This is a genomic window from Seohaeicola nanhaiensis (genome assembly GCF_042654245.1).
GTDB lineage: Bacteria > Pseudomonadota > Alphaproteobacteria > Rhodobacterales > Rhodobacteraceae > Seohaeicola_A > Seohaeicola_A nanhaiensis.
In genome coordinates this window covers 318,192-343,102 of sequence record NZ_JBHSGI010000033.1, presented here as the reverse complement: position 1 = coordinate 343,102, position 24,911 = coordinate 318,192, and the positions used below count along the sequence as shown (strand labels likewise).

The window sequence follows — 24,911 nt, the reverse complement described above, 5'->3', positions numbered from 1 at the left end:
TGCTTTCGGTGGGACGCGGCCTCAGCGGCAGGTAAAGCCGCCGTCCACGGGGAGATCGACCCCGGTGACGAAGGAGGAATCGTCCGAAGCGAACCAGAGCGCCGCATGGGCGATCTCTTCGGCGCGGACCAGGCGGCCCAGCGGGATGGCCGAGAGCATCATCGCGGTATTGGCCTTGGCCTCTTCCGGGTCTTCCTTGCGGCTGACGAACTTGATCCCCATCGGCGTGTCGGCGAGGCCGGGGCAGACCACGTTCACCCGCACGCCGTCGGGGGCGAAGGTCTGGGCCAGGGACTTGGTCAGGCCGACAACTGCGAATTTCCCGGCGGAATAGACCGGCGAAAAGCGCGAGCCGACGATGCCCGAGACCGAGGCGGTGAAGATGATCGAGCCGCCGCCGCGCTTGCGCATGTGCCGGATCACCGCACCGGCGCCCAGCGCGGCGGAATCGACGTTGACTGCCATGGCCTTGCGGTAGGCGTCGAGATCCAGATCCTCGATCCCCGCCGGGCCCGGAATGCCCGCATGGGCCCACATCACGTCGATGCCCCCGAGTTTGTCCGCCGCGTCGTCGACGCTGCTGCGGATGGCTTCGGCCTGCGAAAGGTCGGCGGTGACCGTCTCGATGGGGGTGCCGGCGGCCTTCATCGCCGATGCCAGATCGTCCAGCGCGGCGGCGTTCATGTCGACGGCGCAGACGCGGGCGCCTTCGCGGCAGAACAACTCGACCCCCGCGCGCCCCATGCCCGACGCCGCCGCCGTGATGACGGCCAGTTTACCTTCTAGTCTCATGCGTCTTTCCTCCAGTTCGCACAGGTCTGCGGGGTCGCTGTGCTGCGCGCCGCCACCGGGTCAGTGTGCAGATATAGCGCAGAAACGTCCACATATATATGCAACAAGGCCGACCCTAATGCACCGCGGCGAACATGATCCGCTGTTCGTCGGTATCCAGAGGGTCAAATTCCTCGACCACGCGGCCGGCGCGGCAGACCAGGATACGGTCGGAAATGCTGAGGATCTCGGGCAGGTAGGAGGAGATCACCACCACGGCCAGCCCCTCGTCGGCCAGACGGTTGATCAGCTGGTGGATCTCGGCGATGGCGCCCACGTCCACGCCCCGCGTCGGTTCGTCAAAGATCACGATCTGCGGCTGCTGCACGAGCGACTTGGCGATCACCACCTTCTGCTGGTTGCCGCCCGACAGCTCGATCACCCGCGCGTCGGAATCGATGGCGCGGATGTTGAGCGATTTGGTCCAGTCTGCGGCCAGCTTCTGCATCTCGGCGCGCGTCACCACGACGCCTTGGGTCAGACCGGCGGACAGCCGGCCCATCGACAGGTTCTCGGCAATCGACATGGTTTCGAAAAAGCCCTCGGCCTTGCGATCCTCGGTGACGTAGACGATCCCGTCTTCCATCGCCTGGCGCGGCACGCGATAGCGGACCGAGCGGTCGTGCAGGCGGATTTCGCCGCCGTTCAGGAAGTTGCGTTTGACCACGCCCGAGATGATCTTGGCGGTTTCGGTGCGGCCCGAGCCGATCAGGCCGAAGATGCCGGTCACCTGCCCCGAATAGATCGAGAAGGAGGTGTTCTTGACGATGGTGCCCATCGACACGTTCTGCACGCTCAGCACCTTGTCCTGACCCTGCCGGGTCTGCGTGCGCTGTGCGCCGTAGGTCGAATTCTCGATGCTGCGCCCGACCATGGCGCGCACGATCCGCTCGCGGTCGAAGCTGCTGGCCGGCGCGGTTTCGATCAGGGCGCCGTCGCGCAGGACGGTGATCACATCGGCGATCTGCAGCGCCTCTTCCAGCGCGTGGCTGATGAAGATGATCGACACGCCGCGCTGTTTCAGCCGCTCGACCAGCGCGAAGAAGTGGTGCTTTTCCTCGGGCGTGAGGGCGGCGGTGGGTTCGTCGAAGATGATGACCCGCACGTTCTTACGCACCGCGCGGGCGATCTCGACCATCTGCTTGTGTGCCGCACCCAGGCCCGCGACCATCGTGGTCGGGTTCACGTTGAAGTTCAGCGATTGCAGGAAGGTCTGTGCCGCGATGTTCAGGCTGCGAATGCGGTTGAACAGCTTTTCATCGCCCAGATACAGGTTCTGGGCCACGGTCATCGACGGCACCAGCGAGGTTTCCTGGAAGACCATCGCCACGCCGCTGTCCAGCGCCTCGGCCGGGGTCGAGAAGCTGACCGGCTTGCCGTCGAGCAGCATTTCGCCCCGGGTCAGCCCGGTTACACCGCACATCATCTTGGTCAGGGTCGACTTGCCGGCGCCGTTTTCGCCGAGCAGCGCGTGCACCTTGCCCTTGTTGAGGTGAAAGTCGACGTCGGTGATCGCGGGAACGCCGCGATATTCCTTCGTCACCTTGCGCATTTCCAGATGCGCGGTCATCTGCGGCCTCCCTGCTGTGTCACGTCCAGCGACAGGATCACGTCGCCCCCCTTGGCGGTGGCCAGCACCCGGCCGCCGGATTCGATCACGCTGGTCACGCCGTGGCGGCGTCCGTCGGCGCGGCTGTGCTGGCTGAAGCGCGGGCGGAAGGCGGCGTCGAGCCGCAGGACCAGCCCGTAGGACTGGCTGGGTGCCCAGGGCTTGACCACGCCGAGGTGTTTCTGAGCGCCGCCCTGCAGCGGGCGCAGGAAGCTGTCCGAAGGTTCCAGCGCGGGGGCGGCCCACCACTGAGGGTCCACCTCGGCCATCATCGCGTCGCGGAAACCCGGCTCGCGCAGGATGAACTCGGTCAGCTGGTTGCGCGGCGCGAAGAGCGCAAGCCACCAGCCGCCGTCCGCCGCCGGGGCGATGCGCGCGGGATAGGCCGGCAGGTCGGTCAGGCGCGGGCGCACGGTGCCCGCCGCGTCGCGGGTCAGCACCCGGTGCCGCCAGCTTTCGACCACGACCAGACCCTCGGGAGATAGCGCGAGGCCGAGCGGCCAGGCGAGACCGGTCATCAGTTTCTCGCCCCGCCCCGAGGCAAGGTCGATGCGCCAGACCGCGCCCGAGGCGCCGCGCGTCATCAGGTCGTGTTTCCACTCGCCGGGCGCGTAGCGGTCCGAGCCGTTGGCGGCATAGAGCGTGTCTGGCCCGTCGAAGGCGAGCGCAACCGGACAGGTGAGGCCGAGCGCCGACAGATCGGTCTTTGCGTGGGCGCCGCCCAGCACCTTGAGCGATCCATCGTCCAGCCCCACGGCCAGCGCGCCATCCGGCCCGGCGGCCAGCGCGGTCACTTCCGATCCTTAGCGGTGCCGCTCGGCGCCGTCGTGCAGGGCGAAAACGGCGTTGCCCGATGAATAGACTACCTCGCCGCCGAGGTCGCAGAGCTGATCGGGCCGGCGCACGGAGGCAAGCGCCGTCGCGCTGTCGAGCAGGCTGTTGGGCCGCAGCGCCCCATCCATCGAGGGCACGGTGACGGCCGCATCGCCGCTGCCGCGGATGTCATCCAGCTTGCGCCGCAGAAAGGCGATCATGACCGTTTCCCCCAATAGGAGTCAGACGAGGTCCAGTCGGGATCGGCGCCCGGAATGCGGTAGCGCCCGACCCGGTTGTTGTAGATGCCGCCCAGATAGAGCCAGCCCTTGTGTTCGCGGATCGAGGTGATCATCGGATGCGCCTCGCCGCCCAAATCCCAGAGCACGTCGAGGATCTCGCCCTGCGCGTTGAACTTGATGACGCAGCCGGTGTTCATGTTGGGATAAAGCCAGTCGTCGCGCGCCACGCTTTGCACCATCCGGCGGCGGAAGCCCGGCATCCGCTGGGAGAGGTCGAAGACGGGCGAGCGCATCCCGCAGAGCGCGCACCAGTAGGTGCCGTCCGAGGCGCGGTTGATGTTGTCGGGATAGCCCGGCAGGTTGGCGATCACCACCTCGCGCTGGCCCTTCTTCGGCCCGTCAAACCAGTAGCGGGTGATGCGGCAGCCCCAGGTCTCGGCGTAAAGCAGCGACTGGCCTTCGAACTCGACGCAGATGCCGTTCGGCAGCTGCAGGTTCGGCAGGACGGTGCGCGACGATCCGTCCTTTGGGTCATAGCAGATGATCCGCCCGTTGCCCCGCGCCTCGAGTGCATCGACCATCCAGTCGTACATCTCGTAGCGCACCGTGGCCTCGGAGAAGAAGACCCGCCCGTCCGGCGCGATGTCGAGATCGTCGGCCAGCCGCAGGCGCGAGTCGTCGACGATGGACAGCCAGCTGCGGTTGGTCTCGTCCGAAAGCTTGGTCACGGTGCGGTCGGGCGCGATGCGGAACAGGCCCATGCCGCCGACGCAGACATGCAGGTTGTCCTGCGCGTCAAACGCCATGCCCAGCGGGTGGCCGCCGATATGGGCAAAGACCTCGATCCGTGTGTAGTCGGGCGCGAAGATGCGCATCACGTCGCCGTGCCGGCTGCCGCAATACATGTTGTCGTCGCGGTCGAAGATCATGTCCTCGGGACCTTCCAGCGTGCCGAGACCGATGGCCTCGACACCGCGCAGACGGTCGTTCAGCGCATAGTCCGAGCCCGAATCCTGCGCCGTCTCGGGCAGCGGGGGCAGCTTGAAGTAGGCCGGCGAGACATAGGCGCGAGCCAGGATCTTGTGGCGGTTCTTGACCCAGCGCACGTCGATGGCGACGGCCAGCAGCAGGACGCAGCCCAGGATCAGCGAACTGGTGCCGCTGAGCAGGCCCATCTGGATCAGGCTGTTCTGCACCAGGATGATGATCACCGTGCCCAGCGCCGCCTTGACGACCGAGCCGCGCCCGCCGCCGAGGCTTATGCCGCCAAGGACCACGGCGGTGAGGATCGTCACCTCCATCCCGCGCCCGACATCGGCGCTCGCGCTCGACAGGCGGGCGGCGTAGAAGGTCGCCGCCAGGCCGCAGAGCGCGCCGGAAAGGACATAGGTCAGGCAGACCGTGCGGCGCACCTTGATCCCGGCGTTATAGGCCGAGCGGCGCGAGCCGCCGACCGCCATGACGTGCCAGCCGAAGCGCATCCGCGTGAGCACGAGATGCGCCACGATGCCCACCAGCGCGGCGACGACCAGGCTGGCCGGCACACCGAAGATATTGCCCAGCGCCATGAACTCCCACGCGGCCGAGGCGTTGAAGCCGCGCCCGATGGTCATGGAGAAATCGAGCAGCAGGCTGTCGACCACCGCGCGCACGATGATCAGCATCACCAGCGTGGTCAGGAAGGCGCGCAGGCCCAGATAGCCGATGAGGATTCCGTTGATCAGCCCGACCGCCGCGCCGGTCAGCATGACCAGCGGGATGCCGAAGGCCAGCGGCCATTCCAGGTAGTTGATCAGCGACAGCGCCACGAAATTGCACAGCGCGAAGGTCGAGCCGACCGAGAGGTCGATGCCACCTGCCATCATCACGATGGTCATGCCGATGGCGACGAAGAGGTATTCGCCATACATCCGCCCGATGTCCGAGACATTCGAGGCCGAGAAGAAATTGGGCATCTGGGCACCGAAGACGACCAGCACCAGCACCAGGATGAAGGCCGGGATCAGCGTGTCGATCCAGGTCTTGGACAGGATCTCGCCGACCACATGGTCGGGCACCCAGCGCGAACGCCATTTCGCCCAGTTTTCAGTTGCGGCCATGCCTTGAAACTCCAGTCAGTCGCGCCCGTCGGGCCTGCCCTCTCCCGGGCCGGATGGTGCGACCCGCCAGGGCGGGTCGCACGGGTTCAGCGGGGCGGGGTCAGCCGCCCGAGGCCTTCAGCTGGTCCAGGGTCCAGCAGGACGCGGGCGTCATGTTGTCCTTGGTGATCAGCTTGAGCGGGGTGTAGAGCGCGAAGGGCGCCGAGCCCGGCTCGGGCTTGGTCTGCAGCAGGATCTTCACCGCCGCGTTCAGGTCGCGCGCCTGACCGGGCACGTCATAGCTGTAGTAGGCGTCGAAGTTGCCGTTCTCGAGGTTGTCGCAGGCCGCCGACTGGTTGCCGCCGCCCGAGGTCACGAGAAACACCTGATCCTGCAGCCCCGCCTCGCGGATGGCCGCGGCGGTGCCGATGTCCTGACCGTCCCAGAGCCCCAGAACGCCGCAGAGATCGGGGTGCTGTTTCAGGATGGTCGAGGTAATCGCCTGCGCCTTCGACGCATCCCAGTCCGCCGCCTGGGTGGCGACGACCTGGATCTCGGGGTGCTTGTCGAACACGTCCTGCGCGCCCTGCCCCGAGATCGTTGCGGTCGGCGTCGCCAGCATCCCCTGGATGAAGGCGACCTTGCCGTTCTTGCCCGAGCCTTCGCCGCAGGCGCCGACAAGCGCCTCTGCCTGTTTCACGCCCATCTCGTACCAGTCGGTGCCGACATAGGCATCGCCGTTGGTGATGGATTTCAGGTTGACCTGGATCACGTTGATCCCTGCGGCCATCGCCTTCTGCACGATCCGGTTATAGGCCTGCATGTCGAGCGGATGCAGGATCAGCACATCGGGCTTTTCGGCGATGAACCCGTTGGCGGCCTGGGCGCCCGCCTCGGTGTTCCAGTTCGGGTCGCGTACCATGACCTCGTAGCCCAGCGCCTTGGCCTGGTTCTGCAGCCCGGCGTTCCAGCCCTCGGTCAGGTCAAACCCCATGGACAGCGGCACGAAGCCGACCTTCTTGCCCTTGAAGGCCTCGTAGTAGGTCTTGGACTGGCCGTCGTCGAAAGGCTCGGCCCCCGCCGCGCCCGCGGCAAGCCCGGCCAGCGCCAGCGCCGCGGCGATCATCGTCTTGGTCTTCATCGTCTCTCCTCCTCTGAAGATTGGACAGGTTGGGTGCCGCGTCAGATGTCCCCGTGCTGCGCGGTCTGCTCGTCCCTCGGGTTCAGCATTGTGTCGATCACGATCGCCGCCAGAAGGATCATGCTCTTGAAGATGTTCTGCGTGGTGTAACTGAGGTTCATGATGGTCATGCCGTTCAGCAGGATGCCGATCAGCACGGTGCCGACGATCACGTTGCGCACGCCGCCCTTGCCGCCCGACAGGCCGATGCCGCCCAGGACCACGACCAGGATCACGTCATACACTTGCGTGGACAGCGCGAGGCGGGTGTTCATCGACGAAACGGCAGTGGCCACGACCAGACCCGCCACCAGGCCGATCATCGCGATCAGGACGTATTGCAGCACCATGACCGGGCGCACCGGGATCCCGGTGATCCGCGCGGTCCACAGGTTGTCGCCGATGGCGTAGTTGTAGCGACCGTATTTGGTGAAGGTCAGGAACAGATAGGCGGCCAGAGCCACAAGGGCGAAGGCGATGACCGGGTTCGGGATGCCCAGGATCTGGCCGCTGCCGATGGTATAGAACCAGCTCTCGCCGGTCGGCAGGTAGACCACATCGGTACTTACCAGGAACGACTTGCCGAAGCCGTAGACGACGATCCCCATGGCGAGGGTGGCGAAGATCGCCGGAATCTCGACATAGGCGATCAGCAGGCCGTTGATCACCCCGACCGCCGCCGCAAAGCCCAGCGCCAGGGCGAAGGCCAGCCACAGGTTCATGCCGCCGTTCACCATGACCAGCATCCACGAGACCGAGATGACCATGGTCGAGACCATCGACAGGTCGATGCCGCGCCCGATGATGCCGATGGCCATGCCGGTGCCGAGAATGCCCAGGATCGACACGTTCTGGATCAGCGACAGGATGTTGCCGCTGGTCAGGAAGCCGGGCAGTCCGGCGGCGAAGCCGACAAACAGGACCAGCGCGATCAGGAAGACGATCCGCTCCTGATTGAGTGACCTCAGCATGGGCGCGCCCTCCTCACAGCGGATATCCGGCCATTTCGCCGTCCACGATCCGCTCGATATATTCGGTGATGCCGAAGCCGGTGCGCCCCTCCCAGGTGAAGCGGGAATAGCCTTCGGCAATGCGCGAGATCAGTTCTTCGCCATCGGCCTGGCGGCGGTTGCGCAGCGGGGCGAGTTGCAGGACCTCGACCTCGATCACCGCCCTGCGTTTGGCGGTCGCGACGCCCAGGTGGACGCGCGCGGGGTCTTTCTGGTCGGTCCACTCGGTGATGACGTTGAGGTCGGTCACCTCTTCGTAGTCGCCATCCACCAGCAGCACGCCCAGCCGCCGGGTCAGCCCGGCGCGGTCGGTGATGCGCAGCAGCATGAAGCCGTCGCCGTTGTCGAAGTTGCCGATGAACAGGCGGTAATAATGGATCGCCTGCCAGTAGCGCGGCCCCCAGGAATGGTCGCGCCAGCCGCGGCCGTCGATCTGCCAGCTTTCCTCGCCGACGGTGATGACGCCGTCGACCTTGCCGTGCTGGTTGAAGTGCCCGCGCGAGAAGTCGCGGCCATACATCGTCGGCGTGGTGTCGTCCTGCGGCTCGCCGCCGTGGACGGGGGATGAGGCATGATGCGTGAACTCGACCCGCCCGGGCAGGCGCGGACCGGTGGCGAAGAGCTTTTGCGGGTCGCGCAGGTCGTCGGGGTTGTCGACGATGATCAGCTCGCCCTCGTAGACCATGCGGACCGCCTTCAGCGGCTCGATCACCTCGTAGGACAGCCCGCCCGCGTTGAAGGCGTTGTTGTGTTCGATCCGGGGGCGCAGGAACTGGCAGGCGATGCGGCCATCGGGCAGGTAGAGGCAGACCGACAGCTCGGCCCGGCCCTCGTTCACGCGGTTGCCAAGGCGCATCCAGCCGCCGACCTGCTGGCGGAAGTCGAAGCCGTTGCAATAGACGCTTTCGTTGAAGTTCGAGACGGCGTCGGGCGTGTGGTTGGACTCGTCCTCGGGACGCATCAGAAAATTGCTCATTGGACGGTCTCCTCGGTCCGGGATTGGGCGCGCTTCAGTTCGACCCGGGCGAGCGCCTCGCGGTGCACTTCGTCCGGCCCGTCGCCGATGCGCAGAAAGCGGGTTTCGGCAAAGGCCATGGCGAGGAAGAAGTCCTCGGACAGGCCGCCGCCGCCGTGCACTTGGATGGCCCGGTCGATGATCTGACCGGTGATCGTGGGCACATAGATCTTGGCCATGGCGATCTCGTCCTTCGCGGCCTTGTTGCCGTGGGCGTCCATCGCCCAGGCGGCCTTGAGCGTCATCAGGCGGGCGGCCTCCAGCTCGGTGCGGCACTGGCCGATCACCTGGCGCACGCCGCCCATGTCGGACAGGCGCGAGCCGAAAGCGGTGCGCGACAGGGCGCGGGCACACATCGCCTCGATGGCGCGCTCGGCCAGGCCGATGAAGCGCATGCAATGGTGGATGCGGCCGGGGCCAAGGCGGCCTTGGGCGATCTCGAAGCCGCGGCCCTCGCCCAGCAACATGTTTTCCGCCGGCACCCGCGCGCCGTCGAAGACGACCTCGGCATGGCCCAGCGGCGGATGCTGGAAGCCGTAGACCGACAGCGGCCGTTCCACCCGCACGCCGGGTGTGTCCATCGGGACCAGGATCATCGACTGCTGCTGATGGCGCGGCGCGTCGGGGTCGTTCTTGCCCATGACGATGGCGACTTTGCAGGCCTCGGCCATGGCGCCGGTGGTCCACCACTTGCGGCCCGTCACCACATAGTGGTCGCCGTCGCGTTCGATGCGGGTTTCGATGTTGGTCGCGTCCGACGAGGCAACCGCCGGTTCGGTCATCGCAAAGCAGGACCGGATGTCGCCGTTCAGCAGCGGCGTCAGCCAGCGTTCCTTCTGGGCGTCGGTGCCGTAGATCGACAGGATTTCCATATTGCCGACATCGGGCGCGTTGCAGTTGAAGATCTCCGGCGCGGCGAGCGAGCGGCCCAGCACCTCGCAGAGGTGGGTATACTGGTAGTTCGACAGGCCCTGCCCCTCGGGGCCGTGGTTGTAGAACAGATTCCACAGGCCCTGTTCGCGCGCCTTGGCCTGCAGCTCGCGCAGCAGCGACGTATGCCGCCAGCGTCCGTCCTGGCGCGACTCGTCCAGCAGCGCCTTTTCGTTCGGATAGACATGCGCCGCCATGAAGGCCGTCAGCCTGTCCTTCAGCGCCGCTGTCCTGGGGTCGATTTCCGCAAACATGTCTGTCCTTACGTGCTGAGAGTTTCGCGCTTGATCACGATGCCGGCGGCCTCGCGATCCCATGTGTCGGGGGTGATGCCGGCCTCGCGCAGCTCGACCTTGCGGATCTTCGCGGTGGGCGTGCGCGGCAGTTCCGGGACGAAGCGGATGTAGCGGGGCACCATGAAGTGGGCCATGCGCGGACGCAGGAAGGCGATCAGGTCGGCCGGGTCGAGTTCGGCGCCGGGGCGCAGGGCGACGATGGCCAGAACCTCGTCCTCGGCGATCTCGCTCTTGACCGCGACCGCCGCCGCCTCCTGGACCGCCGGGTGGGCGGCGACTTCGGTCTCGACCTCGAAGGAGGAGATGTTCTCGCCCCGCCGGCGGATCGCGTCCTTGATACGGTCGCAGAAATAGTAGTTACCCTCGGCGTCACGGCGGAAGCCGTCGCCGGTGTGGAACCAGCCGTTGCGCCAGGCGCGGGCGGTGGCCTCGGGGTTGGCAGCATAGCCGTGGCTGATCGCCCAGGGGCAGTCGGTGCGCACGACCATCTCGCCCATCTGGCCGACCGGCACCTCGCAGTCGTGCTCGTCGACGATGCGCACCTCGACCCCGGCGCGAGGCCGTCCCGCGCTGCCAAGCGCGGTGGGGTTCGGGTCGGAGACGATCGGCATCGAGATTTCGGTCATGTTGAAGTGGGTGTGAACGTCGGTTCCGAAGCGGTCGTGAAAGGCGACGGCGGTGTCGTTCATCGGCACGTAGGTGCAGCTGCGCAGCGTGTGGTTGCGGTCGTCAGGGCCGGGCGGCTGCTTGACCAGGAACCCGCCCATCACGCCCAGCAGGATCGCGGTGGTGATCTGCGCCTCGCGCACGGTCTGCCAGAAGGTCTCGGTCTTGAAGCTTTCGACCATGACGATGGCGCCGCCGTGGACCAGCATCGCCGTGATCGGCATCACGCCGCCGCTGTGATACATCGGCAGCGTCATCAGATAGCGGTCATCGCCATCCAGGAAAGGCGCCGAAATGGCCATCTGGTGCAGATGGCAATAGGAGGACAGCACCCCCTTGGACGGACCGGTGGTGCCCGAGGTGAAGATGATCGACTGGAGATCCCAGGGCATCAGCGGCTGATCCAGGGGGATCGGCGTGGTGTCGTCGCTGTCGAGCGCGTCCGGGCCGTGCACGGTCATCCCCGCAATCTCGCCCGGCGCTCCCATCAGCACGACGACCTCGTTCACCTGCCCCGGCGTGACCGCGCCCAGATGCGGCGCGAGTTCGGCGTGAACGATGGCCAGCCGCGCCTCGGACAGGGTGGCGGCATGGGCCAGCAGGGTGCCGCGATAGGCGATGTTCATCGGCACGAAGACCGCGCCCAGGTAGTTGATCGCGAACCAGACGCGCACCGCCTCTTCGCAGTTCGGCAGCCAGACCAGAACCCGGTCACCCTGGCGCACGCCAAGGCGCTTCAGCGCATTGGCCGTGCGGATCGTGGTGGCCAGCGTTTCGCCATAGGTCCAGGTCCGGCCGTCGGCGTAGCGGGCGAAGACCTTGTCGGGATGTGCGGCCGCATTGCGCTCGATCAGGTGACGCTGCACGCAGTCCTCGGGCGCGGGCATGCGCGGGTCGATATGATGGGTCATCTCAGTCCTCCCTCGTCCTGTCCGCTCAGCCGCCCTTGGCGATCTCGGCGAACATCGGCCGCTTGGTCATTTTCATCTCTTCGCGCAGTTCGTCGTGCATGTGGCGGCGCAGCCGGGCGATGCCCGCCTCGGCCTTGCCCGTCGCCATCCAGGCGGCCAGCTGGTCGGAAATCTCTCGGTCGGCCTCGCGGGCGGCGGCGATGAGCGCGCTGCCCGCCACCGCCGTGCAGTCTGAGACCTCCGCCGCCGTTGCCCCGTCGGCCAGCGCCCGCGCCTCGGCCAGCGCGCGGCGCTTGGCGGTCAGGCTGGAGGCGGCCTGCACCGCGTCCCAGTCCAGCCGGGCGCCATAGTTGTTCAGCAGGTCGATCACGCCGATGACCTGTCCGCGCGCATAGGGATCGCCGACATGGGGGATCACGTCATCGCGCAGCGTGGCCACGATGCCATCAATCAGGCGGGCGACCGAGGGCTTCATTGCGCCTCCTCCAGCGCCCGTTCCACCTGCAGCAGAAGACGCGGGATCTGCGCGCCCATTCCGGCCATGCGCATGTCGTTGAACCCCCTTTTCTCGAAACAGTGGAAAGCGCCCAGATGCATGATGGCGAGCTTGAAGGTGCCGAAGGCCTCCCAGTAGGCCAGCGTGGCGCGGTCCACGGTCAGCCCGGTGCGGGCACAGTAGCGCTCCAGCAGTTCGTCCCGCGTCAGCAGGTGACACATGTAGTCCGACCCGCCGCGCCAGGCGCGCAGGCAGGTCCAGCCGAGATCCTCGAGCGGGTCGCCCAGATGCACCAGCTCCCAGTCGAGAAAGGCCCGGATGTCGCCATCGACCTCGAGGAAATTGCCGATGCGGAAGTCGCCGTGGATCAGGCTGATCCGCTGGGCCACGGGCGCATGGTCGCGGAACCAGGCGGCGGCCCATTCCAGCATGGGGAAGCGCGCCTCGGACCAGTCGTGCATCCGCGCCACCCAGGCGTCGATCTGCTGGTGCGTAACCGTCGCCTCTGTGCCGCCGGCATCGAGTTCCGCCACCTCGGTGCCGCGCCAGTCGAAATTGTGCAGATCGGCCAGGATGTCGAAGAACTGGTGGCCAAGACGCTTGCGTGTCACCTCGTCGAAGGCCGGGCCGCCGTCGGCGGTCCAGGGGATCGGTACTTCGCCCTCAACCTTGTCGCAGATGAAGAAGGGCGCGCCGAAGACGGTGCAGGTGTCGTCGTACCAGTAGACACCCGGCACCCGCATTCCGGCCTGAGCCAGCGCCTTCAGTGCAACGAATTCCGGCCGCGCAAGATAGGGGGCAAAGATGCCCTTGGGCGGACCCACCCGCAGGATCAGGGCGCGAGTCCTGCCGCCCCATTCTGCGTCAAAACCATAGGTGACCCAGGAAAAGCCGACGGTGAAGCGCTGCAGCTTGCTGACCGTCACGGCACCACCGGTCTGCGCCGCCAGATAGGCGGTCAGCTGCCGCCGTACCGTGTCCGAGTCGAAGGGGTCGAACGCGGGAATCTCCCGCTGTCCGGCGAGCACGTCAGCCATTGTCTTGTCCTGTCAGAAGTCGTCTTGCGTCCACCCAGAGCAATCGCAGCATCTCGGCGACCATCAGGGCGAAGGAGATCGGGATCATCACCACCACCGGCCAGAGCGGCCAGAAGTCGGTGCCGACCTGCATGGTGCGCCCCGTCTTGATGGTCTGGATCACGAAGGTTGTGACGAACCATAGCACCACGAGGTAGATCGCCAGTTCCACCAGCAGCGCCAGCGCCGAGACCGCCGGGCGCCAGCGCGGGTGCAGCGCCTCGGCCAGCATTTCCAAACGGGGGAACAGCATCTCGCGATGCGCCGCCGGCAGAGCCCAGAAGACCATCAGCGGGAAGATTACTCGCTCGATCATGTTGTAGGCGCCGGGGATCAGGTCGGCCTGAAACACATAGCGCCCCAGCACCCCGATCACCGACATCAGCATCATTGCCATGAGCGCGGTGCCGGCGCCGACGGCGGCGAGCCTGTCCTCGAACCGGGTGATGAAGTTCCAGATCGCCATCGCGCTCACTCCATCAGCCCGGGCAGCCAGGTGACCACCCCGGGAAAGACGATCATCACTGCGCCGCAGATCAGCGCGGCGAAGAAGGCAAAGGAAAAGGCGCCGCGGAACACCTGCGCGACCGAGACCTTGCCCGCCGCCGCCGCGGCATAGACGGCCAGTCCGACCGGCGGGGTCAGCAGGCCGACCGAGATCATCAGCATCGCCATCACGCCGAACCACAGCGGGTCGATCTGCGCCGCCGTCACGATGGGCATCAGGATCGGCACCATCAGCACGATCACCGCCGCGCTTTCCAGCACCATGCCGGCGAGGAAGATCACCAGCAGCAGCAGCGCGATCAGCAGGCTCGGATAGGCCAGCAGCGGCTCGGCCACGTCGAGCAGCATGCGCGGCACCCGTGAGAAGGAGAGGAAGCGGGCGAAGATCTGGGCGCCGATCACCAGCATCATCAGCATGGCGGTGATCTTGACGCTTTCCGACAGCGCCTGCCCGAGGTCGGCCAGGCTGACCCGGTTCATGACGAACATGCCGACGACCGAAACGAAGGCGCCCAGCGCGCCGGCCTCGCCCACGGTGACGACGCCGCCATAGATCGCGCCGAAGACCATCAGCATCAGGAAGATGACGAACAGCACGGCCGACAGGGTGCGCCCGGTCACCCGGTCGTCTACCGTGGCGTCGCGCACGCCGTCCTCGGCATCCGGGCGGGTCTGCCCGAAGAAGCGCAGGCAGACCATGTAGACCAGGATGCAGACGATGGACGGACCGATGGCGCCGATGAACATATGGCCGATGGGGACCAGTGTCAGAGAGCCGTAGAGGATGAAGACGATGCTGGGCGGGATGATCGCCGAGAGCGACCCCGAGACCGCCGCCAGCGAGATCGAGAAGGCGCGGGTATAGCCGACCCGTTCGAGCTCGGGCCCCGCCAGCGCCGCCAGCGCGGCGGAGGAGGCCGAGGCCGAGCCCGACACCGCGCCCAGCAGGCCGCCGGTGATCAGCGTGGCCACCCCCAGCGGGTAACGGCGGTAGCCGACGATGCGATGGCCGACGCGGAACAGGTCGACGATGACGCCGCCCCGCACCAGCATCTGCGCCATCAGCAGATAGAGCGGAATGATGGACAGCGAATAGGTCGAGGAGGTGTAGAAGACATCCTGCCCGACAATCCCCGAGAGCACGCGGAAGCCGCCTGTCCAGAGCAGGATGCCGACCACCCCGGCGCCCAGAAGGCAGGTCGCCACCGCCTGTCCGAGAATGAGGAAGGCAAAGAACCATCCTGTCACGAACCATATGATCACTTCATGCGACATCGCGCTGCGGGCTTTCTCTGAGCAGGGCAGCGGGGCGGGCGTCTAACGCGCCGCCCCGCCTGTGAGACAGGATCAGTTCAGGCCGAGATAGTCGCCGACGCCATCGGGCAGCGCTCCGCCCTCGGCCATGATCAGCTGGGCATAAAGCTTGGCCGTCGCCTTGGCCGGGTGGCCAGCCGCTTCGGTCTTTTCGATCCAGTCGATCCAGCTTTGCCGCGCGGCCTTGTCCATATGGGCCTGCATCTCGGGCGAGAGATCCTTGACCGACACAAAGCTGCCGCCGTCCTCGGCTTCGGACTTCTGGCGCACCTCGACGAGGTTCGATTCCCACTTCTCGGCATTGGTCAGCGCGACCTCGCGGGCGGTTTCGTCGAACTGCTTCTGATGCTCGGGGCTCAAATTGCCCCAGGCGGCATCCGAGATCGCCAGATAGCTTTCCCAGTGGCCGATCGAGACATCGACGATGGAATGCCGCAGGAGTTCCTGGATCGAATAGGACGGCCAGTCCGAGATCGCGATGATGATGCCGTCGATGGTCTTGCGCGACAGCGCCTCGTAGGCCTGCGGCCCCGGCAGGGTGACAGGCGTCGCGCCGAGGTTACCCAGCACGATGGTGTGCAGCGCCGAGCCCGCGCGCAGCAGGGTGCCGGTGAAGTCCGCCGGTTCCTTCAGCACTTTCGAGGTGGTCGAGATCGAATAGGGCGCGGTGGCGCCGATGGCCCAGACGTGGATGCCCTTGTCGCCGATCTCGTAGCTGTAGAACGTCTTGCCGGGCGCGATTTCGACGTCGGAGTCGAGCAGTCCCTGGAAGGCGCGCGTCACCATGGGCGAGGTGGTGCCGTAGGTCGGCAGCTGGGTGATGTCCGACAGCGGGAAGCGGCCCTCGTGATAGGGCGCCAGCAGGGGCGCTGCGACGTCGATCACACCGCTGTTCAGACTGTCGAGTTCGCGCCCGACCGCCGAGAGCTCGCCACCGTAATACTTAGTGAACGTGACTTCGCCATTGGTCTTCGATTCCATCGCCTCGGCGAAGGGTTCCATGTGATGCGCGACCCACATGTGAGGCTGACCCAACCCCGTGGACAGCGTCAGATTCTGCGCCGAAACCGCGCCGGCACCGGCCATGAGGCCAGCGCAAATCGCAGAAAATGCTGATATTTTTGCGTATTTCATTCGTTTTTCTCCTCCCAAAGAAACGAATACAGGCCAAGACGGCCCATCTGGCTTCCCTCACCCGCCACCGGCCTCCCACGAGGCGCGGCCCTCCGAGTCAGCGGTTAGTGAGCTAAACTCATTAGTGACGCGAACATAGGGGAAGCGCTGCGGTTCTGTAAACAGGAAAATGAAATATGATTCATGGTTCATTTTGTTTGACCGCCCGGCACCGCTGGTGTAGCGCCTGTGCTCATGTCAACGGTCAGTCCCAAGCCCCGCCCCACGCCCGCGCCGCCCGAACCGAGGCGGATGAATCGCGCCGAACGTGCGGAAGCAACCCGCGCCCGGATCATGGAGGCCGCGATCGAGGCCGTGGGCGAGCTGGGCTTTGCCGGCGCCAGCATCGCCCGCATCGCGGATGGCGCGGGGATCGCGCATGGCACGTTCTACAACTACTTCGAATCGCGTCAGGTGTTGCTGGATCAGCTGCTGCCGATGATCAGCCTCGAATTGCTCGATCACGTGCGCGCCAAGGTTGCACAGGCACCTGACGATCCGGTTGCGCGCGAACGCGCCCGGATCACCGGGTTCTTCGAGTTCCTGCGCGACACGCCGCATCTTTTTGCGATGCTGCACGAGGGCGAGTTCCACGCCCGCGCCGGGTTTCAGCAGCATGTCGAGATGCAGACCGCCAGCTATGAACGCGCGATGGCCTATGAGGCCAAACGCGGCAACCTGCGCGAGACCGACCCGGAAAAGCTGCGCGTCATCGGCCGGATGCTGATGTCGGCGCGCGACTATCTCAGCGCGCATTATTGCATGCGCGACGGCAGGGTGGTGGCGCCGCCCGACCACGTGGTCGAAACCTATATGGAGTTCGTAGTGGCCGGTCTGTTCAAATAGGCGGTCATCCTTTGGGAGGAGGAAACATGCAGGACGTCACCTGGAGCCTGGAGGCCGGGATTGCCCGGCTGACCGTCAACCGCCCCGACAAGCTGAACGCGATGCGCGATCAGACGGCGGAAGAGTTGAAGCGGGCGATCTTCCAGATCGAGGCCGAGCCTGACGCGCGCGCCGTCATCCTGACCGGCGCGGGGCGCGGGTTCGGGGCGGGTTACGATCTCCCGGCGGTCGATCTGTCTAAGACGCCCGATCTCGACCACGTGCTCGACACCTATTTCAATCCGCTGGTCCGCAAGATCCGGCAAAGCCCCCTGCCCTTCGTTGCGGCCGTCAACGGCCCCTGCGCCGGCGCGTCCATCGGTGTGGCGCTGGCGGCAGATATCGTGATCGCGGGCCGGTCGGCCTATTTCTACGAGCCCTTCATCGGGTTGGGCCTGGTGCCGGATGCCGGCAACACCATCCTGATGACGCGTCTGGCCGGGCGGGTCCGGGCCAGTGGCGCGATGCTGCTGGGCGACCGGATCAGCGCCGAACAGGCCGAGCGCTGGGGCCTGCTGTGGCAGGTCTGCGATGACGACGCCCTGCAGGACACCGCGACGGCGATTGCCACCCGCCTGGCCGCGAGTTCACGCGACGCCATCGCCGCGACCAAGGCGCTGATCCATGCCGTCGCCGAACCGGACCTGAGCGTGGCGCTCGACCGCGAAAGCGTGGAACAGGGCCGGCTGGGCCGCGGCGAAGAGATGAAAGCCGCCATCGAATCCTTCAAGGCCAAGCGCAAGGCCGGTTAGGGCCCGCGCGCCGCGAACGGCGCCTCCGGCGCCCCCTGCGCCCTGCCCCCTCGGGCAGGACCGCCACGGTGTTGAGCTGGATGCGGCCGGCAAAGAAGCCATCCTTGGGCACGGGACCGAACAGGCCGACGGGATCTTTGTGCCGGTCTTTGCCCCGGTCTGAACCGGAACCGCCCCTCACCGTCCGGCACAGCCTCAAACAGGGCGTTTCAGGACGGCGAAAGGCGCCGGGCGGGCCGCAGTTTCCTGCGGCTTGCCGAGAGACCATTCCTATATCTGAACAAAGCCACCGATACGCCGGTGCGCGTTTATTTCCTGGTCCAAAACATCGCCTCCGGCGCCACGCCGGCGCAACAATCGCCTTGCCAACCCACGTCTAATCCACAATAGTGTCAATCAAGTCTAAATATGTGAACAAATCGAAGAGAGCACCATGGGCCCCCTCGCCGGTTTCCGGATCATCGACCTGACCACCGTTCTGATGGGGCCTTATGCGACCCAGTTCCTGGCCGACTTCGGTGCCGATGTGGTGAAGGTCGAGCCGCTGAAAGGCGACCTCGTGCGCCAGATCGGGCCGATGCGCACAGCGGGCATGGGGCCGATCTTTCTGAACGCCAACCGCTCGAAACGCTCGGTCGCGATCGATCTGAAGGCCGCCGAGGGCAAGGCGCTGCTGCTCGACATGTGCCGAGAGGCCGATGCGCTGGTCTACAACATTCGCCCGGCGGCGATGGAGCGGCTGGGGCTTTCGTACGAAGCGGTGGCCGCGGTCAATCCGCGGATCATCTACGCCGGCTGCTACGGCTATGGCCAGGACGGCCCCTATGCCGCCAATCCGGCCTATGACGACCTGATCCAGGGCGGCGCCTGCATCCCCTATCTCTATACCGTCGCCGGCAGCGGCGAGCCGCGCTATGTGCCCTCGGCCATCGCAGACCGGGTAGCGGGGATGACCACACTCAGCGGCATCCTGGCCGCGATGGTGGCGCGCGAGCGCACCGGCAAGGGCCAGCGCGTCGACGTTCCGATGTTCGAGACGATGACGGCCTTCATCCTGGGCGATCACCTGGGCGGGCTGACCTACGACCCGCCGCTGGACGGCGGCGGCTATCGCCGCCAGCTTGCCCGCGACCGCCGCCCCTACAAGACCGCCGACGGCCATGTCTGCGCGCTGGTCTATACCGACGACCACTGGCGCCGCTTCCTGACCGCCATCGGCCAGGGCGACCGGATGGACAACGATCCGCGCTATGCGACCTTTGCGGCGCGCATGGCCAATCTGGAGTCGGTCTATGCCGAGCTGTCCGACCTGTTCCTGACCCGCACCTCGGCAGAATGGGTCAAGCTGTTCAACGAGATTGACGTGCCGGTGATGTGGATGCACGACCTGCAAAGCATCCTGAAGGATGAACATCTGGAAAAGGTCGGCTTCTTCCGGCCGCTCGACCATCCGACCGAGGGCGCGATCCTGACGATGGCCAACCCCGTCAAGCTGTCCGATACGCCCGTCGCCGAGGCCCGCCCGGCGCCGCATCTGGGCCAGCACACGGTCGAATATCTCAGCGGCATGGGCCTGTCGCGCGCCACGATCTCGGAACTGATCCGGCGCGGGGTCATCCACGACCCCTCGGCCCTGTCCTCCGACGCGCCGGACAAGGCGTCCGGCCCCGCCATCTGATCAGGGAGCAAGATATGGCAGGTCTCTATTACGAAGAGTTCGAGGTTGGCGCGGTCTTCGACCACCCGCTGCGCCGCACCGTCACGGAACATGACAACATTTCCTACAGCCTGATGACGCTGAACCCGCAGCCGCTGCACATCGACAGCGAGTTCTCGGCGAAGACCGAATGGGGCAAGCCGCTGTTCAACAGCCTCTACACGCTGGGGATCATGATCGGCATGTCGGTGCAGGATACGACGCTGGGCACCACTATCGGCAACCTCGGCATGTCCGACGTGCGGTTTCCGAACCCGGTGTTCGCCGGCGACACCCTGCGCACCCGCACCGAGATCGTGGGCAAGCGCGAAAGCAAATCGCGGCCCAGCAATGGCCTGATCGAGTTCGAGCATACCTGCTTCAACCAGCACGGCACAGTGGTGGCGAGTTGCCGCCGCACCGGGCTGATGAGGAAACGGCCGGTGGCGGCATGATGCGCTCGATCCTCTTCGTGCCGGGCGACAGCCCGCGCAAGTTCGCCAAGGCGATGACCACGGCCGCCGATGCGCTGGTGCTCGATCTGGAGGATTCGGTCGCGGTCTCGGCGAAGGTCGGCGCGCGGGCGACGGTCTGCGAGATGCTGGCCGCCGACCGCGCCGGCAAGGTGATGATCGTGCGCGTCAACGCCTATGACACCAGGCTGACGCTGCCAGACCTTGCCGCCGTGATGCCGGCACGCCCCGATTGCATCATGCTGCCGAAATGCCGGAACGCGGCGGATGCGCTGCAGCTGGCGCATTACCTGTCCGCTTTCGAGACGGCCGCGGGCATCGAGGAAGGCAGCACCGGCATCATCCCGGTTGCCACCGAAACCGCCGAGTCGATCCTGGGTCTGGCCAGCTATACCCCGCCGCATCCGCGCCTGCGCGGACTGCTCTGGGGGGCCGAGGATCTGATCTCGTCGCTGGGGGCCACGTCGAACCGCGATGGCGCGTTTTATTCCGGCCCGTTCCTGATGGCGCGCAATCACTGCCTGATGGCCGCCGCCAGCGCCGGGATCCCGGCCATCGACACGGTCTGCACTAATATCGGTGACCTCGACTATGTCGCCGAGGAATCGCGCGCCGCGCGGCGGGACGGGTTCGGCGCCAAGGCGGTGATCCACCCGGCGCATGTCGGTCCGGTCAACACGGCCTTCACCCCGACGGATGAAGAGGTTGCCTGGGCCAAGACGGTCATCGCCGCCTTCGAGGACAATCCGGGCCTCGGGGTCGTCGCCATCGACGGCAAGATGATCGACAAGCCCCACGAACGCGCCGCGCGCAAGATTCTGGCGGCCGCCGGTCTCTGACGCGCCTCAGGCGGCGCCGCCCGGCGGCGTCGTCAGCGAGGGGATGGTGGCGGCCAGATAGTCCGGCCCGAAATGTCGCGCCACCGCTTCGTGCACCTGCATCGCGATGCGCGGCATGTTCTCTTCCACCCGGTTCAGCGGGCCGGCCACGGTGAAGGAATAGACCCGTTCCGCCACGATCAGCGGGATCGAGACCCCGCCCAGATCGACGCTGTAGGCCGAGGCGCTCTTGAACCAGCCGTTGTGCAGGCCGGTGCGGATCCGGTCCTCGACCGCCTCGACGCTCATCGGCGTGCCCGAGCCGTAGCGCTCGAACTCGACCTTGCGCAGCAGCGAGGCGCGCTGGCTCTTGCTCCACTGGCTGAGGATCGACCAGCCCGAGGCGGTGGAATGGATCGGGATGCGCTGCCCGACCTCGGCGGCATAGCGTACCCGCGCGGGCGACGAGACCACCTCGAGAAACACCACGCTCATGCCGGCGGCGGCGCCGATGCACACGGTCTCGCCGGTCAGGTCGCGCAGTTCGAGGCCGAGGCGGATCAGCTCTTCGGGCACGGGTTCGGCGGCCGAGATCTGCTGCGCAATCGCCAGCCAGCGGGGCGTGGGATAGTATTTGCCGCGCACAGAGGGCTCGTAAAGATAGCCCCGCGCGTTCAGCGTCGACAGCAGGTTGTAGGCCGAGGACCGGGGCCAGCCGAAATGTTGCGAGACCTCGGCCAGGCTGGCCGGGCGCCCGCGTTCGGCGAAGAATTCCAGAAGGTCCAGAACATTCTCAACCTGTCTCACCAGCATCTTCGTCTCCAGAGGCGCCCGGAGCGGTATCGCTTGACCGCCCTGTCATATGTTGGATTGTCTAAATATCGGAACAAACCGGCGAAGCCAATAACTCTCTCCTCCCGCCCCCCCTGCCGTTCCGCGCTGCCTGTCCGGAAATATGGCATTGACTCGGGGGACTCTGAATTTTATTCAACATTCAAGACAAAACGTCCACATAATTATACTATCGGACGCATGACGTCGCACGGCCATGCTCAGGGGAGGGGATATGGCAGAGAACACCCGAGAGGGGGCGAAAGCCAACCCGAAAGGACCGCTCGCCCGCGTAGAGAAGGCGATGGTTGCGGTCTCCGGCGTAGCCCTGGGCTCGATCATGGTGATTGTCGTGGCCGATGTGGTTGGGCGCTATGTCTTCAATTCTCCCTTTTCCTGGTCCTATGACCTGATCGGCCTCTATCTGATGGTGGCCGCCTTCTTCCTCGCGCTGCCGGATGCGCTGACCCATCACGACCACATCGCGGTGGACCTGTTCCGCGACAGTTTCCCGCCGCGCTTCAAACATGCCGCGCTTGCCATCGGATATTCCGGTGCCTCGCTTGGCATCGGTCTGATCGGCTGGGGCGGCTGGCTGCGGTTCACCGAGGCCTGGGCCAACGACGACCGCATCGCTGCCGCCGTCGCCTGGCCCACCTGGGTCGCCTATGCGCTGGTTGCGCTCGGCTCGGCCGCCATGCTGCTGCGCTGCCTGCACCGCGTGCTCGGCCATCTGCGCGCGGCGCTCACCGGGCACGAGGCGCCCGGCCTGCTGCCGCCCAGCGCCAGCGAAGGGCACTGACTTCATGCTGGTCCTCGCGGTTCTCATCGTCCTTGCCTCGCTGCTGATCATCGGCCTGCCGGTGGCCTTCGCCCTGCTGCTGTCGGGCGCTGTCGGGCTCTGGGCCTTTGGCGGCGCGCCCATCCTGATGGGCATCCTCAGCACCACGCCGCTGAGCACGGCGAATTCCTACGAACTCATCACCATCCCCATGTTCATCCTGATGGCCGAGTTCGTCATCATCTCGGGCGTGTCGAGCGACCTGTTCCGCGCCGCGACGATCTGGGTCGGCCGGGTGCGCGGCGGGGTGGCGATGGCCACGGCGCTGGCCGGGGCGGGGTTCGGTGCGATTTCGGGCTCGAGCACCGCCGCGGCGGCGACGCTCGCCTCGACCTCGCTGCCCGAGATGATCAAGCAGGGCTACGAGCCCAAGCTGGCCGGAGGCGTGGTGGCGATTTCCGGCACGCTGGCCATGCTGATCCCGCCGTCGATCGCGCTGATCCTCTACGGCATCCTGGCCGATGTGCCGGTCTCGCTGCTGATGATCAGCGGCATCATCCCGGGTCTGCTGGTGACGCTGGCGATCATCCTGACGGTGGCGGTTCTGGTCACGATCTGGCCCGCCTCGGCGCCAGTCGGCCAGTCCTACACGCTGGTGCAGAAAATCGCCTCGCTGCGCCGGGTGGGGCCGATGGTGCTGCTGTTCCTGGCCGTCACCGGCACCATCTATTCCGGCATCGCGACCCCGACCGAAGCCTCGGGCATCGGCGCCTTTGTCGCCATGCTGCTGGCGATCTGGGAACGCCGGCTCACCCTGCCCGGCCTTTTTGGTGCGCTGCGGCGGTCGGCGGTCACGACCTGCATGATCCTGTTCATCATCCTGGGCGCCCATGTCTTCGGGTATTTCTTCACCATCACCCGGGTGACCAACGATCTGGCCGACTGGGTCGGATCGCTGCCGCTCTCCCCGCTGGCGATCATGATCGTGATCCTGATCGGTTATATCATCCTGGGGTTCTTCATGGATCAGGTGGCCATCCTGATCCTGACCATCCCCGTCATCCTGCCCATCGTGCTGCAGATCGGCTATGACCCGATCTGGTTCGGCGTGGTCGTGGTGGTCACCGCCGAGATCGGCATGGTGACGCCGCCGCTGGGCATGAATGTCTTTGTCGTCGCGCGCTATACGCAGCGCCCCGTGGCCGAACTGTTCCGCGGGGTCATGCCGCATGTCCTGGCTCATCTGGTGGTGATCGCGATCCTGGTCGCCTTTCCCGCCATCGTGCTGTGGCTGCCCTCGACGATGTAACCGGATTTCAGCGAGGAGGATCCTGAATGCGACTGAAGACCCTTGGACACACCAGCCTGGCGGCGCTGCTGCTGGGCCTGACGGCCCTGCCCGCCGCGGCCGAGACGCTGCGGATCGGCGACAGCTTCCCGGTGGGGCACTATATCGCCGAGAACATGACGAAATACTGGATGGACAAGGTCACCGAACGTTCGGGCGGCGCGGTCACCTTCGAGTATTTTCCGGCCCAGCAGATGGGCAAGGCCAAGGACATGCTGTCGCTGACGCAAAGCGGCGTGCTCGACATCGGCTATGTCGCGCCGGCCTATGTCAGCGACAAGCTGCCGCTCGGTTCGGTCGGCGAACTGCCCGAGGCCTTCACCGATTCCTGCGGCGGCACGATGGCCTTCTGGTCCATCGGCAAGCCGGGCGGCGCGCTCGACGAGGCGGAACTGGCGCCGAACGGGATGCGCCTGCTGTTCGTCCTGGTGCTGCCTCCCTATCAGATCTTCACCAAGGATCGCGACATCACCGGGATCGACAGCTTCAACGGACTGAAGCTGCGCAGCTCGGGCGGCGCCAAGGAAATCGCCGCACAGCTGCTGGGCGCGGTTCCCGTCCAGATCGCGGCCCCCGAGGTGCGCGAGGCGCTGTCGCGCGGCACGCTCGACGGGCTGATGTTCCCGCATTCCTCGGTCCTGCCCTATGACGTGCTGCCTGACCTGCATCAGGGCACGCAGGGCATGAACTTCGGATCTTTCGTGGCGGCCTACATGATCAGCCAGAAGAAGTGGGACAGCCTGTCGCCCGAGACGCAGAAGGTTCTGGCCGAGGTCGGCGAGGAAGCGACGAAACACGCCTGTGAAGTGGCTGACAAGCTGGACGGCGCCGACAAGCAGACCATCGCGGACGGCGGCGTGACCTTTGTCGACCTGCCCGCCGAGGACAAGGCCAAGGTCGAGGCGCTGATGGCCCAGGTCGGCGACCGCTGGGCCGAGGCGGAAGAGGCCCGCGGCAAGCCCGGCAAGGCGATCCTGCAGGCCTTCCGCGACGCGATTCCGAAGAAGTGACCCAAAAGGCCCCGCCCGGCGACTGTCCGGGCGGGGCACTTCCGGCAGAGGTGCGCAACTTCGTTCAAATACCTGAACAAAATTGCGCGCCTGCCGATACATCCCCTTTTCTGATATCAATTTTTCACGTGACGGCGCGCTTTTACGCAAAGATCTCTTGCATGTGATTT

General features: G+C 66.1%; 24 protein-coding genes. 8 read left to right on the top strand and 16 right to left on the bottom strand.

Translation table 11 applies throughout. The features are described 5' to 3' along the window. Nucleotides 1–21: 21 nt before the first annotated feature. From ACFO5X_RS22920 to ACFO5X_RS22850, 15 genes are all read right to left on the bottom strand, one after another. Nucleotides 22–792: an SDR family NAD(P)-dependent oxidoreductase gene (locus tag ACFO5X_RS22920; protein ID WP_380721940.1), complete on the bottom strand. Its 771-nt coding sequence runs from the start codon at nt 790–792 to the stop codon at nt 22–24. A gap of 115 nt (nt 793–907) precedes the next feature. After that, nucleotides 908–2,401 (bottom strand): sugar ABC transporter ATP-binding protein, encoded by a 1,494-nt coding sequence (locus ACFO5X_RS22915; RefSeq protein WP_380721938.1) that lies wholly within the window; start codon nt 2,399–2,401, stop codon nt 908–910. After that, on the bottom strand, nt 2,398–3,234 hold the full coding sequence (locus ACFO5X_RS22910) for an SMP-30/gluconolactonase/LRE family protein (protein WP_380721936.1): 837 nt from the start codon (nt 3,232–3,234) through the stop codon (nt 2,398–2,400). The genes ACFO5X_RS22915 and ACFO5X_RS22910 overlap by 4 nt, the downstream gene beginning before the upstream one ends. 9 nt (nt 3,235–3,243) lie before the next feature. Next, nucleotides 3,244–3,474: a hypothetical protein gene (locus ACFO5X_RS22905; protein ID WP_380721934.1), complete on the bottom strand. Its 231-nt coding sequence runs from the start codon at nt 3,472–3,474 to the stop codon at nt 3,244–3,246. Then, complete coding sequence (locus tag ACFO5X_RS22900) at nt 3,471–5,594, bottom strand: ABC transporter permease (protein WP_380721932.1); 2,124 nt, start codon at nt 5,592–5,594, stop codon at nt 3,471–3,473. Before ACFO5X_RS22900 ends, ACFO5X_RS22905 begins: the two co-directional genes overlap by 4 nt. Before the next feature lie 100 nt (nt 5,595–5,694). Further along, the gene (locus tag ACFO5X_RS22895; protein WP_380721930.1) at nt 5,695–6,714 is read right to left on the bottom strand and encodes a sugar ABC transporter substrate-binding protein; all 1,020 of its coding nucleotides are present in this window, start codon (nt 6,712–6,714) and stop codon (nt 5,695–5,697) included. A 41-nt stretch (nt 6,715–6,755) separates the two neighbouring features. Next, nucleotides 6,756–7,724: an ABC transporter permease gene (locus tag ACFO5X_RS22890; protein ID WP_380721928.1), complete on the bottom strand. Its 969-nt coding sequence runs from the start codon at nt 7,722–7,724 to the stop codon at nt 6,756–6,758. A gap of 13 nt (nt 7,725–7,737) precedes the next feature. After that, nucleotides 7,738–8,739 carry a DUF7064 domain-containing protein gene (locus tag ACFO5X_RS22885; protein ID WP_380721926.1) on the bottom strand — a complete coding sequence of 334 codons (1,002 nt, stop codon included), beginning with the start codon at nt 8,737–8,739 and terminating at the stop codon, nt 7,738–7,740. After that, nucleotides 8,736–9,962, bottom strand: a complete 1,227-nt coding sequence (locus ACFO5X_RS22880; protein ID WP_380721924.1) for an acyl-CoA dehydrogenase family protein — start codon at nt 9,960–9,962, stop codon at nt 8,736–8,738. Before ACFO5X_RS22880 ends, ACFO5X_RS22885 begins: the two co-directional genes overlap by 4 nt. A gap of 8 nt (nt 9,963–9,970) precedes the next feature. Continuing rightward, nucleotides 9,971–11,581 carry an AMP-binding protein gene (locus tag ACFO5X_RS22875; protein ID WP_380721922.1) on the bottom strand — a complete coding sequence of 537 codons (1,611 nt, stop codon included), beginning with the start codon at nt 11,579–11,581 and terminating at the stop codon, nt 9,971–9,973. Nucleotides 11,582–11,606: 25 nt separating this feature from the next. Next, nucleotides 11,607–12,056, bottom strand: coding sequence for a hypothetical protein (locus ACFO5X_RS22870; RefSeq protein ID WP_380721920.1), 450 nt, complete (start codon nt 12,054–12,056; stop codon nt 11,607–11,609). Continuing rightward, on the bottom strand, nt 12,053–13,114 hold the full coding sequence (locus ACFO5X_RS22865) for a phosphotransferase family protein (RefSeq protein WP_380721918.1): 1,062 nt from the start codon (nt 13,112–13,114) through the stop codon (nt 12,053–12,055). Before ACFO5X_RS22865 ends, ACFO5X_RS22870 begins: the two co-directional genes overlap by 4 nt. Further along, complete coding sequence (locus ACFO5X_RS22860) at nt 13,107–13,619, bottom strand: TRAP transporter small permease (protein WP_380721916.1); 513 nt, start codon at nt 13,617–13,619, stop codon at nt 13,107–13,109. Before ACFO5X_RS22860 ends, ACFO5X_RS22865 begins: the two co-directional genes overlap by 8 nt. Before the next feature lie 5 nt (nt 13,620–13,624). Then, a complete protein-coding gene (locus ACFO5X_RS22855; RefSeq protein WP_380721914.1) occupies nt 13,625–14,935 on the bottom strand; it encodes a TRAP transporter large permease in 1,311 nt (436 codons plus the stop codon). A 72-nt stretch (nt 14,936–15,007) separates the two neighbouring features. Next, the gene (locus tag ACFO5X_RS22850) at nt 15,008–16,108 is read right to left on the bottom strand and encodes a type 2 periplasmic-binding domain-containing protein (RefSeq protein ID WP_380721913.1); all 1,101 of its coding nucleotides are present in this window, start codon (nt 16,106–16,108) and stop codon (nt 15,008–15,010) included. Between the two features lie 291 nt (nt 16,109–16,399). On the opposite strand from ACFO5X_RS22850, the gene ACFO5X_RS22845 reads away from it, so the two are divergent. The 5 genes from ACFO5X_RS22845 to ACFO5X_RS22825 all read left to right on the top strand — a co-directional run bounded on the left by ACFO5X_RS22845 (nt 16,400) and on the right by ACFO5X_RS22825 (nt 20,792). Next, nucleotides 16,400–16,993: a TetR/AcrR family transcriptional regulator gene (locus tag ACFO5X_RS22845; protein WP_380721911.1), complete on the top strand. Its 594-nt coding sequence runs from the start codon at nt 16,400–16,402 to the stop codon at nt 16,991–16,993. Between the two features lie 26 nt (nt 16,994–17,019). Continuing rightward, the gene (locus ACFO5X_RS22840) at nt 17,020–17,784 is read left to right on the top strand and encodes an enoyl-CoA hydratase-related protein (protein WP_380721909.1); all 765 of its coding nucleotides are present in this window, start codon (nt 17,020–17,022) and stop codon (nt 17,782–17,784) included. 433 nt (nt 17,785–18,217) lie between these two features. Further along, entirely contained in the window at nt 18,218–19,462 is a 1,245-nt protein-coding gene (locus ACFO5X_RS22835; protein ID WP_380721907.1) for a CaiB/BaiF CoA transferase family protein, read from the top strand. Between the two features lie 14 nt (nt 19,463–19,476). Beyond that, entirely contained in the window at nt 19,477–19,935 is a 459-nt protein-coding gene (locus ACFO5X_RS22830; protein ID WP_380721905.1) for a MaoC family dehydratase, read from the top strand. Further along, the gene (locus ACFO5X_RS22825; protein ID WP_380721903.1) at nt 19,932–20,792 is read left to right on the top strand and encodes an HpcH/HpaI aldolase/citrate lyase family protein; all 861 of its coding nucleotides are present in this window, start codon (nt 19,932–19,934) and stop codon (nt 20,790–20,792) included. Before ACFO5X_RS22830 ends, ACFO5X_RS22825 begins: the two co-directional genes overlap by 4 nt. 6 nt (nt 20,793–20,798) lie before the next feature. Here the strand turns inward: ACFO5X_RS22825 and ACFO5X_RS22820 are convergent, their stop codons facing one another. Further along, entirely contained in the window at nt 20,799–21,584 is a 786-nt protein-coding gene (locus ACFO5X_RS22820; protein ID WP_380721901.1) for an IclR family transcriptional regulator, read from the bottom strand. 253 nt (nt 21,585–21,837) lie between these two features. Between ACFO5X_RS22820 and ACFO5X_RS22815 the strand changes: the two genes are divergently transcribed. From ACFO5X_RS22815 to ACFO5X_RS22805, 3 genes are read left to right on the top strand one after another with little or no spacing between them, the layout of a single operon-like run. Next, nucleotides 21,838–22,404 carry a TRAP transporter small permease gene (locus ACFO5X_RS22815; protein ID WP_380721899.1) on the top strand — a complete coding sequence of 189 codons (567 nt, stop codon included), beginning with the start codon at nt 21,838–21,840 and terminating at the stop codon, nt 22,402–22,404. A gap of 4 nt (nt 22,405–22,408) precedes the next feature. Then, nucleotides 22,409–23,692, top strand: a complete 1,284-nt coding sequence (locus ACFO5X_RS22810; protein ID WP_380721897.1) for a TRAP transporter large permease — start codon at nt 22,409–22,411, stop codon at nt 23,690–23,692. A gap of 26 nt (nt 23,693–23,718) precedes the next feature. Then, nucleotides 23,719–24,741, top strand: a complete 1,023-nt coding sequence (locus ACFO5X_RS22805) for a TRAP transporter substrate-binding protein (protein WP_380721895.1) — start codon at nt 23,719–23,721, stop codon at nt 24,739–24,741. The last annotated feature ends 170 nt before the right edge of the window (nt 24,742–24,911 follow it).

Bases quoted from the DNA above. Each gene is read 5' to 3' on its own strand.
- ACFO5X_RS22920 (WP_380721940.1), bottom strand. From the start codon at position 792: ATGAGACTAGAAGGTAAACTGGCCGTCATCACGGCGGCGGCGTCGGGC.
- ACFO5X_RS22915 (WP_380721938.1), bottom strand. From the start codon at position 2,401: ATGACCGCGCATCTGGAAATGCGCAAGGTGACGAAGGAATATCGCGGC.
- ACFO5X_RS22905 (WP_380721934.1), bottom strand. From the start codon at position 3,474: ATGATCGCCTTTCTGCGGCGCAAGCTGGATGACATCCGCGGCAGCGGC.
- ACFO5X_RS22900 (WP_380721932.1), bottom strand. From the start codon at position 5,594: ATGGCCGCAACTGAAAACTGGGCGAAATGGCGTTCGCGCTGGGTGCCC.
- ACFO5X_RS22895 (WP_380721930.1), bottom strand. From the start codon at position 6,714: ATGAAGACCAAGACGATGATCGCCGCGGCGCTGGCGCTGGCCGGGCTT.
- ACFO5X_RS22890 (WP_380721928.1), bottom strand. From the start codon at position 7,724: ATGCTGAGGTCACTCAATCAGGAGCGGATCGTCTTCCTGATCGCGCTG.
- ACFO5X_RS22885 (WP_380721926.1), bottom strand. From the start codon at position 8,739: ATGAGCAATTTTCTGATGCGTCCCGAGGACGAGTCCAACCACACGCCC.
- ACFO5X_RS22880 (WP_380721924.1), bottom strand. From the start codon at position 9,962: ATGTTTGCGGAAATCGACCCCAGGACAGCGGCGCTGAAGGACAGGCTG.
- ACFO5X_RS22875 (WP_380721922.1), bottom strand. From the start codon at position 11,581: ATGACCCATCATATCGACCCGCGCATGCCCGCGCCCGAGGACTGCGTG.
- ACFO5X_RS22870 (WP_380721920.1), bottom strand. From the start codon at position 12,056: ATGAAGCCCTCGGTCGCCCGCCTGATTGATGGCATCGTGGCCACGCTG.
- ACFO5X_RS22865 (WP_380721918.1), bottom strand. From the start codon at position 13,114: ATGGCTGACGTGCTCGCCGGACAGCGGGAGATTCCCGCGTTCGACCCC.
- ACFO5X_RS22860 (WP_380721916.1), bottom strand. From the start codon at position 13,619: ATGGCGATCTGGAACTTCATCACCCGGTTCGAGGACAGGCTCGCCGCC.
- ACFO5X_RS22855 (WP_380721914.1), bottom strand. From the start codon at position 14,935: ATGTCGCATGAAGTGATCATATGGTTCGTGACAGGATGGTTCTTTGCC.
- ACFO5X_RS22850 (WP_380721913.1), bottom strand. From the start codon at position 16,108: ATGAAATACGCAAAAATATCAGCATTTTCTGCGATTTGCGCTGGCCTC.
- ACFO5X_RS22845 (WP_380721911.1), top strand. From the start codon at position 16,400: ATGAATCGCGCCGAACGTGCGGAAGCAACCCGCGCCCGGATCATGGAG.
- ACFO5X_RS22840 (WP_380721909.1), top strand. From the start codon at position 17,020: ATGCAGGACGTCACCTGGAGCCTGGAGGCCGGGATTGCCCGGCTGACC.
- ACFO5X_RS22835 (WP_380721907.1), top strand. From the start codon at position 18,218: ATGGGCCCCCTCGCCGGTTTCCGGATCATCGACCTGACCACCGTTCTG.
- ACFO5X_RS22830 (WP_380721905.1), top strand. From the start codon at position 19,477: ATGGCAGGTCTCTATTACGAAGAGTTCGAGGTTGGCGCGGTCTTCGAC.
- ACFO5X_RS22825 (WP_380721903.1), top strand. From the start codon at position 19,932: ATGATGCGCTCGATCCTCTTCGTGCCGGGCGACAGCCCGCGCAAGTTC.
- ACFO5X_RS22820 (WP_380721901.1), bottom strand. From the start codon at position 21,584: ATGCTGGTGAGACAGGTTGAGAATGTTCTGGACCTTCTGGAATTCTTC.
- ACFO5X_RS22815 (WP_380721899.1), top strand. From the start codon at position 21,838: ATGGCAGAGAACACCCGAGAGGGGGCGAAAGCCAACCCGAAAGGACCG.
- ACFO5X_RS22810 (WP_380721897.1), top strand. From the start codon at position 22,409: ATGCTGGTCCTCGCGGTTCTCATCGTCCTTGCCTCGCTGCTGATCATC.
- ACFO5X_RS22805 (WP_380721895.1), top strand. From the start codon at position 23,719: ATGCGACTGAAGACCCTTGGACACACCAGCCTGGCGGCGCTGCTGCTG.